At 74.6% G+C, this 11,415-nt stretch carries 8 protein-coding genes, 1 tRNA gene and 1 riboswitch; of the genes, 1 reads left to right on the top strand and 8 read right to left on the bottom strand.

From position 1 onward, the window contains the following. Window positions 1-46: 46 nt before the first annotated feature. The 5 genes from eno to HCJ92_RS18190 form a co-directional block, all read right to left on the bottom strand. Window positions 47-1,327 carry a phosphopyruvate hydratase gene (gene eno, locus HCJ92_RS18210; RefSeq protein WP_167934683.1) on the bottom strand — a complete coding sequence of 427 codons (1,281 nt, stop codon included), beginning with the start codon at window positions 1,325-1,327 and terminating at the stop codon, window positions 47-49. A 247-nt stretch (window positions 1,328-1,574) separates the two neighbouring features. Beyond that, window positions 1,575-2,273 (bottom strand): LysM peptidoglycan-binding domain-containing protein, encoded by a 699-nt coding sequence (locus HCJ92_RS18205; protein ID WP_167934682.1) that lies wholly within the window; start codon window positions 2,271-2,273, stop codon window positions 1,575-1,577. 3 nt (window positions 2,274-2,276) lie between these two features. Continuing rightward, window positions 2,277-2,441: riboswitch (cyclic di-AMP (ydaO/yuaA leader) on the bottom strand. Between the two features lie 820 nt (window positions 2,442-3,261). Continuing rightward, window positions 3,262-4,392 carry a transglycosylase family protein gene (locus HCJ92_RS18200; protein ID WP_167934681.1) on the bottom strand — a complete coding sequence of 377 codons (1,131 nt, stop codon included), beginning with the start codon at window positions 4,390-4,392 and terminating at the stop codon, window positions 3,262-3,264. 571 nt (window positions 4,393-4,963) lie between these two features. Next, a complete protein-coding gene (locus HCJ92_RS18195) occupies window positions 4,964-6,421 on the bottom strand; it encodes a cytochrome P450 family protein (RefSeq protein ID WP_167934680.1) in 1,458 nt (485 codons plus the stop codon). Then, complete coding sequence (locus HCJ92_RS18190) at window positions 6,418-7,743, bottom strand: sensor histidine kinase (RefSeq protein ID WP_167934679.1); 1,326 nt, start codon at window positions 7,741-7,743, stop codon at window positions 6,418-6,420. The genes HCJ92_RS18195 and HCJ92_RS18190 overlap by 4 nt, the downstream gene beginning before the upstream one ends. A gap of 162 nt (window positions 7,744-7,905) precedes the next feature. On the opposite strand from HCJ92_RS18190, the gene HCJ92_RS18185 reads away from it, so the two are divergent. Next, window positions 7,906-7,981, top strand: a tRNA-Gln gene (locus tag HCJ92_RS18185). Between the two features lie 251 nt (window positions 7,982-8,232). On the opposite strand, the gene HCJ92_RS18180 is transcribed toward HCJ92_RS18185, so the two are convergent. The 3 genes from HCJ92_RS18180 to HCJ92_RS18170 form a co-directional block, all read right to left on the bottom strand. Further along, on the bottom strand, window positions 8,233-9,618 hold the full coding sequence (locus tag HCJ92_RS18180; protein ID WP_167934678.1) for a protein kinase domain-containing protein: 1,386 nt from the start codon (window positions 9,616-9,618) through the stop codon (window positions 8,233-8,235). Beyond that, a complete protein-coding gene (locus HCJ92_RS18175) occupies window positions 9,615-10,403 on the bottom strand; it encodes a hypothetical protein (protein ID WP_167934677.1) in 789 nt (262 codons plus the stop codon). The genes HCJ92_RS18180 and HCJ92_RS18175 overlap by 4 nt, the downstream gene beginning before the upstream one ends. 64 nt (window positions 10,404-10,467) lie before the next feature. After that, window positions 10,468-11,415, bottom strand: a 948-nt coding sequence (locus tag HCJ92_RS18170) for a restriction endonuclease subunit S domain-containing protein (RefSeq protein WP_476718362.1), incomplete at its 5' end; no start/stop codon positions are given.

Here is an 11,415-nt window from a genome sequence, read left to right as displayed (position 1 = left end):
CGGCGCCGGCGGGCACGGGCCCGGCGCGGCGCCGCGGGAGGTGCGGTCAGCCCTGGAAGCGGGGGAACGCGGAACGGCCGGCGTAGACGGCGGCGTCGTCCAGGATCTCCTCGATGCGGAGCAGCTGGTTGTACTTGGCGACGCGGTCCGAGCGGGCCGGGGCGCCGGTCTTGATCTGACCGCAGTTGGTGGCGACGGCCAGGTCGGCGATGGTGACGTCCTCGGTCTCGCCGGAGCGGTGGGACATGACGCACTTCAGGCCGCTGCGCTGGGCGAGCTCGACGGCGTCGAGGGTCTCGGTGAGCGAGCCGATCTGGTTGACCTTGACGAGCAGAGCGTTGGCGGACTTCTCGTCGATGCCGCGCTGCAGCCGCTCGGAGTTGGTGACGAACAGGTCGTCGCCGACGAGCTGGACCCGGTCGCCGAGGCGGGCGGTGATGGTGCTCCAGCCGGCCCAGTCGTCCTCGAACAGCGGGTCCTCGATGGAGACGAGGGGGTAGTCGTCGACGAGGCCGGCGTAGTAGTCGGTCATCTCCTCGGCGGTGCGGTCCTTGCCCTCGAAGGTGTAGACGCCGTCCTTGTAGAACTCGGAGGCGGCGCAGTCCAGGGCGAGCGCGATGTCCTGGCCGGGGGTGTAGCCGGCGGCCTTGACGGCCTCCAGGATGAGGTCCAGCGCGGCACGGTTGGAGTCGAGGTTCGGGGCGAAGCCGCCCTCGTCGCCGAGGCCGGTGGAGAGGCCGCGCTCCTTCAGGACCGACTTCAGCTTGTGGTAGACCTCCGCGCCCCAGCGCAGCGCCTCGGAGAAGGACTCCGCGCCGACCGGCGCGATCATGAACTCCTGGATGTCCACGTTGGAGTCGGCGTGGGCACCACCGTTGAGGATGTTCATCAGCGGCACCGGCAGCAGGTGCGCGTTGGGGCCGCCCAGGTAGCGGAAGAGCGGCAGGTCCGAGGACTCCGACGCGGCGTGCGCGACGGCCAGGGAGACGCCGAGGATCGCGTTGGCGCCCAGCGAGGACTTGTCGGCGGTGGCGTCCAGGTCGAACATCGCCTGGTCGATCAGCCGCTGCTCGGTGGCGTCGTAGCCGACGAGCTCCGGGCCGATCTGCTCGATGACGGCGAGGACGGCCTTCTCGACGCCCTTGCCGCCGTAGCGGTTCGGGTCGCCGTCACGGAGTTCGAGCGCCTCGAAGGCGCCGGTGGAGGCGCCGGACGGGACGGCTGCACGGCCGGTGGAGCCGTCGTCGAGGCCGACCTCGACCTCGACGGTGGGGTTGCCTCGTGAATCGAGGATTTCCCGGGCTACGACGACGTCGATGGACGGCACGCGGTTCTCCTTCGGGGTGGGTCAGTCTCAGCCCTGTGAGCCTAGCCGCCCACCGGGCATGCTGCGCCGATCAGCTCACCGTTCGGTCCGGTTTGTCGGGCGACCGACAGCGGAAACGACACGGAAACCGCAGGTGAGGGCGGTTGTCATCTTTTTGTTTAACGGGGGAAGAAAACCTGGTGGGCGCACCCGTGGATCGGGTGCGCCCACCGGCGACTCCCCGGCCGGGGCCGGAGAGCGCATCGGATCAGAGCGAGAGCTGCTGACCGGGGAAGATCAGGTTGGGGTTGTCGCCGACGACCGACTTGTTGGTCTCGTAGAGGTCCAGCCAGGTGGTGCCGTTGGCCTCGGCGATCTTGTGGAGGGTGTCGCCGGAGAGGACGGTGTAGTCGCCCTGCTCGCCGGAGGAGGCCGGCTTCTCGGCACGCTCGGTGGAACGGGAGGCGGGGGCCTCGGTGCGCTGCTCCTGCTGCGGCTCGGCCTGCTCCTGCTGCTGCGGAGCCTGCTGCTGCGGGGCGGACTCCTGCTGCGGGGCCTCCTGCTGGCCGCCGATCTCGGGGGCGGGACCACCGGAGGTCAGTCCGGCGACCTGGCTGCAGTGCGGCCAGGCACCGGGGCCCTGCATGGAGAGGAGCTTCTCCGCGGTGGCGATCTGCTGGTCCTTGCTGGCGAGGTCGGCGCGCGAGGCGTACTGCGAGCCGCCGGCCGCCTCCCAGCTGGACTGGGAGAACTGGAGGCCACCGTAGTAGCCGTTGCCGGTGTTGATGGACCAGTTACCGGTGGACTCGCACTGGGCGACCTTGTCCCAGGTGTCGACGGAGGCGGCCTGGGCGCCGGTGGCACCCATCAGCGGGAGGGCGACCGCGGCACCGGCAGCGCCGGCGATGGCGGCCACACGGGCGGGCTTGGAGGGACGGCGGTGGCGACCCTTGCCGGAGAACAGCATGTCGTTCCTTCTCACCGACGCCTACGAGGTGAGCTGTCGGGTTCGGGCTAGTGAGTCGCCCGGCCGCTGCGGCGTGCGCCGCACCGTCTTCACCCCAAGCCGTTCCGGACGGGTCCGGGCCGGCACTTACCTTGGGTCCCCCGCTCCTGCCTGCGGTGCTACGCAGAGCCGTACCCCCGGGTCGGCGGCAGGATTAGGCGTGAGCGACCCGGTTCACCCGCGGTGTGCGAGCCCGGCGACAGTAGGCACAGCCGGCATCACGATTCAAGAACGATGAAGATCACGCCCCGGGAGCGACTTGACGCGAGTTGGGAAACGTCTTCGCAGGTCAGCGGGGTGAGATCACCCCGAAACAGGCAATACAACCGCGAAGTCATCCGAGATGATGGTCACACCAGAGGCCGCAAATCGGTCAAACTGCCGTCAAAGCCAGCAATACAGCCGCCGCTGACGCCTCGTAGGGCGGCTGACCGCCGCCCGGACCGCCGGTGCGCGGCAGCTCCCGGCCACGGGTGCCGCCCGGCGGTGACTCCTGCCACACGCATCCCTCCAACCGCCCCCGAACACGGGGAGTTGACCCGCTCCCGGCCGCCGCACGAGGGCTGCCGCACCCCCTCCGCGAGCGGCCCCGGGACCACCCCGCGACCACACGCGGCGCGCCGACACGGCGAGATCGCCCCGGATGGCCGCAGCTCCTGCGCCGGGCGAGTGGGAGGACGCATGACCGCGCCGAAACGGTGCAGTGGCGGGCCGGCCCGGCGTCCTGCGGCGGCAGCCGGGTGAACGACACGGGTCGGGGGAGGGCCCGTACAGGAGGGGCGGGGGCGCGCGGGGCCATTGCGGCGGGTGCGGGACCGTCGAGTCGCGGACGCGGGATGCGGGATGCGGGATGGGGGATGCGGACGCGGACGCGGGGACGCGGGAGGCCCGGTGTGCGTCCCCCCGGGGGGTCGCACACCGGGCCTCGCGGCGGCCGGCGGGTGGGTCGTTACTTCCCGGAGCCCTTGGCCGTCTTCTCCGTCTTCTCCGCCGCCGCGGCGGCCTCGGCCTCCTCGGCAGCCTGTTCGGCCTGCTCGGCGGGGGTGAGCGCCAGCAGCTGGCCCGGCAGGATGTGGTCGGGGTTCTCACCGACCGTGCCCGAGTTCGCCTCGTAGAGGGCGGCCCAGCCGCCGTCCACGCCGAGCTGTCCGGCGATGCCGGAGAGGGAGTCGCCCGGACGGACCTCGTACCCCTCGCCGTCGGTGCCGTCGCCCGCACCGGTCGCGTCCTCGGTCGAGGCGTCCTCGTCCCGATCGCCGTCGCCGTCGCCGCGCTCGTCCTCGGTGCGGTCGGTGGCGCCGTCGTCGGAGCCTGTGCCCTTCGCCGCACCGCCACCCGCGGACGGCTGGTCGTCGGCACGGTCCTCGGCGGAGTGCCGGCCGCCACCGGTCGGCTCGGAGCGTTCGGTCTCGTCCGGGTCGGGCGAGCCGCGGTGCCTGCCGCCGTTGCCGCGCTCGTCCTCGGCGCGGTCGGTCGCGCGGTCCCCCGACCCGGTGTCGGCGTCGGACCGCTCCTCGACGGACTCCTTGGTGCCGCTGCGGTCCGCGCGGTCCGAGCGCTCGTCGTCGGTGGTGTCCGGCGCGACGGAGCGGGCACCGGCCGGCTCGCCGTCCTCGAAGCGGCCGAGGCTGTCCCGGCCGGCCCCCTCGGTGTCGTCCGCCTCGTCCGCGGGGGCGGGCCCGGCGAGGCGGTCGGCGCGATGCTCGGCGGTCAGACCGCTGGAGAGGGCGCAGACGGGGAAGGCGGCGCGAGGACCGCGGTCCTCCAGGATGCGTTCCGCGACGGTGATCTGCTGGCTCCGACTGGCCAGGTCGGGCCGGTCGGCGAACTCCTCGCCGCCGAACTCGGCCCACGTGCTCAGCGGCAGCTGGAGCCCGCCGTAGTACCCGTTGCCACTGTCGGCGTTCCAGTCACCGTCGCTCTCGCACTCGGCGACACGGTCCCAGGTCTCACCACCGACGGCGTGCGCGGCACCCGCTCCCAGTAGGGGCAGCGCCGCGGAGGCGCCGGCGACCCCGGCGGTCACCAGGAATGCCGGAGCCTGTTTCGGGCGGCGATGACGTCCGTTCCCAGAGAGCATGGTGATGACCCCTCATGCGGTGCACTTGCCGGTTGCTTGCGCGGGTGAAGTTGAGGCCAGAACCTAACGTGCCGCCACAGCGCATCACAAGCCGGTCCCGCCCGGGTCACACTGCGGTCACATCCCTGACGCGGCGTCACCGCATCGGCGTGCGCGGGCGGGCACCGACCCCGCCGGCCGCACCGCGGCTGACGAAAAACTCGAAGCGCCGACCGCATCGAGAGCCACCGGCGGAACCTCAAAACCGCAGGCGGGAAAGGGTGTTACCGAAGTCCGACCCCGGCGGAGCGATGCGGTCCGGCGACGTCGGCCCGCGTGGCAGACGCCGCGCGGGCATGACGGAGGGCGACCACTCGCTCCCCGGAGTGAGACCCGCTCGTATGGGCCACGGCGCGGAGCGCCCGTTGCCCACCGGGGAGCCGCCCGGAACTGAGACATGGGTCACTCCCCCGCACCGAACCACCACACGGCGGACGGACCGGACCATTCGCCGCCTGTCCCGACCACCGACCCCTGCCGGGGTCGCCCCGCGAGGGCCGACGGGCGGCGGACCCCGGCCGACGGGGCCGCGTCACTCCGCCTCGCCGGCGGGCGACCGGAGGTGTGCGGACGGGCTCTCGGGCGCGAACTCCACCGGCAGCGTCCGCAGTCCGCGCATGATCAGCCCACCCCGCCACCGCAGCTCCTCCGGCGCGGCGGCCAGCCGCAGCTCCGGCAGCCGCCGGAACAGCGTCACCAGGGCGGTCCGCGCCTCCAGCCGGGCCAGCGGCGCGCCCAGGCAGTAGTGGACACCGTGGCCGTAGCCGAGGTGCTGGTTGTCGGTGCGGCGCAGGTCCAGACGGTCGGGGTCCCGGAACCGCGCCGGGTCGCGGTCGGCGGCAGCGAGCACCACCAGGACGGGGTCGCCTCGGCCGATGCTCCTGCCGCCGAGCGTGAACGGCTCCGTCGCGAACCGCCAGGTGGCGAGTTCCACCGGCCCGTCGTAGCGCAGCAGTTCCTCCACGGCGACCGTCAGCCGCCGCTCGTCCCCGGCGACCACGAGCTCCCGGAAGTAGTCCAGTTGCTCGGGGTGACGCAGCAGCGAGAGGGTGCCGTTGCCGATCAGGTTGACCGTGGTCTCGAACCCCGCGAACAGCAGGATGAAGGCCATCGCGGCGGCCTCCTCCTCGGTCAGGTGCTCGCCGTGGTCGGAGGCGCGGATGAGGCCGGAGATGAGGTCGTCGCCGAGCGCCCCGCGCTTGCGGTGGATCAGCTCCGCCAGGTACTCCCGCATCCGCTTGACGGCACGGCCGACACCACCGCGCCGACCCGAGGTGTGCAGCATCATCCCGGCCCAGCCGTGGAAGTCGGCCTGGTCCTCCTCGGGCACCCCCAGCAGGTCGCAGATGGCGTAGATCGGCAGCGGAAAGGCGAAGGCGTCGATGAGGTCGGCCGACCCGGCCGGGGCGAAGTCGTCGATCAGCCGTTCGGTGAGCGCCTCCACCCGCGGTGCGAACGCCGCGACACGACGTGGTGTGAACGCCTTGGAGACCAGCCGCCGCAGCCGGGTGTGATCCGGCGGGTCGATGTTCAGCAGGTGCGTCATCAGGTTGGCGCTGCGCTCACCGGGGATGCCGACCCGGCCGCGGGTGTGCGCGGCCTGGCTGTGCCACTCGGGGTTCTTGCTCAGCCGCTGATCGGCCAGGGCCTGGCGGGCGTCCTCGTGGCGCGTCACCAGCCACGCCTCGACGCCGCTGGGGAGCTGTGCCCGGTGCACCGGGGCGTTGGTGCGCAGCCAGGCGTAGGCGGGGTAGGGGTCGGCGGCGAACTCGCGGCCGAACAGCTCGGGCACCGGGCCGGCGCCCTCCGGCGGCGCCGGGTCTCCCCCGGCCCCGGTGATCGGGCACCGTGCGGCGTCGGGCCTCCCGGAGGCGAGGCCCCCGGAAGCGGTGCCGTGCTCACCGGCGGTGGGGACGGTGGCGCGGCCCTCCGGCGCAGCGCCCTCCGCGGCGGCGGGGGTGGTGCGGCCCGGCCAGGCTGCGCGGGTCATGCCTGCCCCTCCCGGTCCGGGATCACCGCCGAGACACGGAAACCGCCCCGGTCGGTCGGGCCGGAGACGAAGCCACCGCCCAGAGCGGTGACCCGCTCCCGCATACCGACCAGCCCGTTGCCGCCGCTCGGCAGCGAGGCGCCGGGGCCGGGGGCCGCGCCGGGCGGCGGTTCGTTCTGCACCAGCACCGCGACCTCCTCCTCCCGACGGGCGAGCCGGACCAGGGTCGCCGCGCCGGCGGCGTGCTTGTGGACGTTGGTCAGCGCCTCCTGCACCACCCGGTAGACGGTCCGCTCCACCGGTGCCGCGTAGCCGCACCGGTCCCCCTCCTCGTGGAACTCGACCGCCATCCCCGTCTGCCGGGACTGCCCCAGCAGGTCGCCCAACTCCTCCAGCTGCGGTCCGCTCCCGCCGCCGTCGGCCGCGGGGGCCGTGGTGCGGGCCGTCGCGGCGATCTCCGCGAGCCGCTGCGCCGGGTCGGGCCGCCCGGCGGCGGGCCGGTCGTCGGTGCGCAGCACGCCGAGCATGGTCCGCAGCTCGGTGAGGGCCTGCCGCCCCATGTCGCCGACGAGCGCGGCGTTGCGCGCGGCCTTCTCCGGGTCCTTCGGGGCGACGGCCTGGATGGCGGCGGCGTGGACCACCATCAGCGAGACCCGGTGGGCGACGACGTCGTGCATGTCACGGGCGATGCGGGTCCGCTCCTCGCGCCGAGCCCACTCGGCGCGCTCCTCCGCCCGCTCGGCGAGCAGCGACAGCTCGCGCTCCAGGCCGTCGGCGCGTTCGCGCAGCGACTCCACCAGGCGGCGGCGGGCACGCACGTACATGCCGACCAGGACGGGGGCCACGACGTGCACCACGCCGAAGGTCAGCACGATCAACAGCGCGAACCAGGCCGGCAGCGGCTGCTCGACCTGGGACTGCTCCTCCAGGACGGCGAGGTACAGCACGAGGCAGCCACCGAAGCTGAGCATCGCGGTCAGCAGCGCGATGAGGCGGCGCGGCGCGTCGGTGACGGTGAGGGTGTAGAGGCCCACCACGACCAGCAGCAGACCCATCTGGGCGGGGAGCAGCGCGACGGCCACCAGGACGACCGCGATCGGCCAGCGGCGGCGCAGCACCAGGACCGAGCCGCCGAGAGCGGCGACGACGGCGACCGGCGCGACAGGCAGGCCGACGGTCCCGGCGAAGGACGGCGCCATCAGCACGCACTCCAGCGCGGAAACCACCGCGAGGAGGACGTCGAGGACCACGGAGCGGCGGCGCGGCCACCACAGCACTGCTCCGCCCTTACGGTCCAGGGCCCCCGCCCCCGCTTCGTTCATACGACCAGACTACGGTGCGCCGTCCACGCGTTTTCCGACCGGATCACGCGAACCGGACATCGGCCCGTTGCGGCGCGCCGCGGCGGGCGGGGCGGTCGAGGACGACCTCGGGGAGAGGGAGTGGGTCACCACGCGGTGACTCAGGTAGTGTCTTCTCGGCCGTCCGCCGTGGGGTAATCGGTAGCCCGCAGGACTTTGAATCCTCGTAGTGCTGGTTCGAGTCCAGCCGGCGGAGCCACTCTCCTCGCCGTGCGCGGCCCGGCCTCGGCGTTCGCGCCACTCACCTCGCCCCCGCGACGGCCGTGCGCCGCCTCCCGGCGCCTCTTCCACGCTGGTCGTCCCGGTCCGCGCGCCGCCGGTCTCCCGGCTCGCTCGCCGCCCCGTCGCGGCCCCCGTGCGTCTGCCCGCCGGCGGTTCGGTACCGCGGCTCGGGCCGCCCCTCCGGTCGTCCGGTCCGGCGCGGCGGCGTCGGCGCGCGGCCGAGGCCGGTCAGGCGGTCCCCAGCTCCCGCAGGCACAGCGCCTCGTCGGCCCGCAACTGGCGGACGACCGGGTCCTCCGGACCGGAACCGGCGGTGGCGAACTGGTGGAGCAGCACCCGCAGCTCCGGCAGGGCGGTGGTGTAGTCGCCGCCGTCCACCAGCGCCGCGGCGTACTGCTTGCGGAGGGTGCGCACCACGGTCGACTCCGCCCCGTACCGGGCGACTGCCGGTGGCAGGGCGCGGCGGAGCAGCGCGGCGGCAGGGCCGGAGCGCCCGGCGGTGAGTTCCCGCTTCGCCCGGTCGACCAGCTCGGCGACGTCGGGCTGCCCCGTCGCGGCGCCGGGTGCGGAGCCGCCGGCAGCCGCGCGCGGGTCGCCGCCCGCGGTTCGCGGGTCACCGTCTCGCGTGCGCGGGTCGCCGCCCGACGGGACACGGCGGGCGGCTGCGGGCCGGGCGGTGGTGCCGACCGGAGGCCAGGGGGCGAGGGGGTGGGTGTACGGGCGGGTCGGGTCCATCGGGTGCCCGGTGGCCTCACCCGTGGCGGGCTTGGGCAGCAGCGGCGCCAGCGCGCGGTGGAGGGCCCGCGCGTCGGCGGGGCGGTCCTCGGGGCGTGGGGCGAGCATGCGGTGGAGCAGCGCGACCAGCCCCGCCGGGACGTCGGGGCGGAGCTCACCGAGCGGGTCGGGGCTCTCGTGCTGCTTGAGGTAGAGCACCCCCGCGGCGTTGGGGGCGCGGAAGGGCGGGCGGCCGGCCAGCAGTTCGTAGCCGAGGGTCGCCAACGCGTAGAGATCGGTGGGCGGGCCGACCGTGCCGCCGATGGCCTGCTCGGGCGCCATGTAGAGAGGGGTGCCGACCAGCGTGCCGGTGCGGGTGAGTCTGGTCTCCTCGATCTCGCCGGTGATCGCGGCGATGCCGAGGTCGAGGATGACGAGACGACCGTCGGGCCGGATCATGATGTTGCCGGGCTTGAGGTCGCGGTGGACCACCCCGACGTCGTGCACGGCGACGAGGGCGGAGGCGACCTGGGCGAGCACCGCGAGCGCCCAGGGCCAGGGGTACGGGTCGTGCTCGGCGAGGTGGTCGGAGAGGTCGCTCCCGTCGACCAGCTGCATCACCAGGTACATGGTGTCGGCGTCGCTGCCGGCGTCGTGGACGGCGACCAGCCCCGGGTGGTCGACGCGGGCGGTGGCCCGGCTCTCGCGCAGGAACCGGCGCCGCAGCTCGTCCGGGTCGGTGGTCCCCGCGAGCGAGGCGAGGCGGGTGGCGTGGAGCAGTTTCACGGCGACCTTGCGGCCTCCGAGGGTCAGGTCCCGTCCGAGCCAGACCTCGCCCATGCCGCCGCGACCGAGCGGGTGGTCGAGCTGGTAGCGGCCGTCGAGGACGCGGCCGGTCACCGGCGGTCGTCCTGGTCCCGCAGCAGTTCGCCGAGTTCGTCGAGCTCCGAGGCGGCCTGACGGAGCCGGGAGGAGGAGTCGGCGGGCCGTGGTGGCGCGGCGGGGGCCGGGGCGGAGGAGTCCGAGGCGGAGGGGTTCACCTCGGTGGCGGGGTGCGGCACGGGGGTGCGGGGAGCCGGGGTGTGCGGTTCGGGGGTGTGGGCCGCCGGGACGGGCGCTGTCGGGGCGGGCGCTGCCTGGGGCCGGCTCCCGTAGGGCGGATGGTGCGGCGCGGGGCCGGCCGGCGCCGACGCGGGCGGGCCGCCCGGTGCCGCCCACCCGCCCTGGGGGGCGTAGCCGTAGTGCGTCGGCGCGTAGGAGCCGGCCGGCGGTCCGTACCCCGGGCCGGGCGACCCGTACCCCGTCCCGGGCTGCGGATAGCCGGGCGCCGGGTAGCCGTACCCGGCGGGCACGGCACGGTGGAGGTCGCCGCGACGTGGCGGCAACGGCAGGTCGGCGAGGCAGGCGTGGATCACGGCACCGGGCACCAGCGCGAGCAGCAGCAGGCCGAACGCCGCGTTCTGCGCGACCGACCAGTCGGTGGTCTCCTCCGGAGTGGAGCCGATCACGGCGACGTACGCGACGGTGAGGACGACGGCCGCGGCTGCGAGCGCGCGGTCGATCGACCGGCGGCGGACGATGGCGATCCGCAGCGCCGGCACCCAGCCGAGCAGGCCGAGCGACCACACCGGGACCGTCGCGAAGAAGACCCGGACCCCGATCGCCAGGGCTCGCGAACGCCTCATGGCTTCCCCCCTCGGACGCTCACAACATCGCCGCAACTCCGGCACGAGCGAGCAGGATATCGGTTCACACCGGCGGAAGAGTGCCGTCCGCGAGGCCGTCCACGGTGCCCTGGACGAACTGCCTGCCCAGCGTCGCGGCGTGCTCCAGCGCGACCTCGAAGGCGGCGAGGGCGCGGAACCGCTCGCCGTAGCGGCGCTGCTCCTCCAGCGGGATGCGCGGGACCTTCAACCGCCGGATGTCGATGCGGGTGGCCCGGGAGGCGTAGCTGCTGGCCTGGCGGGTGTTGCCGCTGCCGCGGAGGAACCCGGCGAGGAACCACGGGTCCAGCGCCTGGGGGTCGGGGCGCAGCAGCGCCGCTCTCCCCTCGACGCGCGGCCGACTGCCCGCGGTGGTGACGACCCGTGGCGGCCCCGCGGCCTCCCCCGAGAGCAGCGGGACGACGACGTCACCGGGCAGGGCGGCGGGCAGTTGGGCGCCCTGCCCGTGCGCGGTGTGCAGTTCGACGGCGCCGGCCCGTGCCAGCTCGGCGATGGTGACGGTCGCCCAGTGCGCGGCGCCGGGGTTGCCCTGCTGGGGGGTTCGCGGGGTGGTGGGCGGCGGCGCGGGGTCCTCGCCGAGCGGCGGGAGCAGCCGGGTCGACCGGCCCAGGGTGTCGCGGAGCTCGCGTTCGAGACGGGTGAGCGCCTGTCCGCCCGGGACGGCGGGGCGCAGGTGGCGGGCGGGGGTGAGGTCGGTCTCGTCGTCCATCAGGTCGATGGCGGGGACCACCCTGCGCAGCCCCGGCACCTCGGTGAACCGGTCCGGCTCGGCGAAGGCCCGCCAGGCGTCGGTGACGGCGGCGCGCAGCGCCGGCCAGTCGAGGCCGCCGCGGTCGTCGGCGGCGTGGTCGGCGACGGCGTCGACGAGGAGCACCAGGGGCGCGGGCGCGGCTTCGGCGTCCGGCCGGGTCAGCACCCAGAGGTGGAGCGGGAGGCCGTGGGGAGGTGCCACGCCCGCCGGCAGGGCGACGAC

Source organism: Streptomyces spiramenti, from assembly GCF_012034385.1.
Lineage (GTDB): Bacteria > Actinomycetota > Actinomycetes > Streptomycetales > Streptomycetaceae > Streptomyces > Streptomyces spiramenti.
The sequence above is the reverse complement of the archived record's forward strand: the minus strand, read 5'-3'. Positions and strand labels throughout refer to the sequence as shown.

Excerpts from the sequence above, each read along its gene's own strand:
- HCJ92_RS18205 (WP_167934682.1), bottom strand. The coding sequence starts at position 2,273 with ATGCTGTTCTCCGGCAAGGGTCGCCACCGCCGTCCCTCCAAGCCCGCC.
- HCJ92_RS18200 (WP_167934681.1), bottom strand. The coding sequence starts at position 4,392 with ATGCTCTCTGGGAACGGACGTCATCGCCGCCCGAAACAGGCTCCGGCA.
- HCJ92_RS18195 (WP_167934680.1), bottom strand. The coding sequence starts at position 6,421 with ATGACCCGCGCAGCCTGGCCGGGCCGCACCACCCCCGCCGCCGCGGAG.
- HCJ92_RS18190 (WP_167934679.1), bottom strand. The coding sequence starts at position 7,743 with ATGAACGAAGCGGGGGCGGGGGCCCTGGACCGTAAGGGCGGAGCAGTG.
- HCJ92_RS18175 (WP_167934677.1), bottom strand. The coding sequence starts at position 10,403 with ATGAGGCGTTCGCGAGCCCTGGCGATCGGGGTCCGGGTCTTCTTCGCG.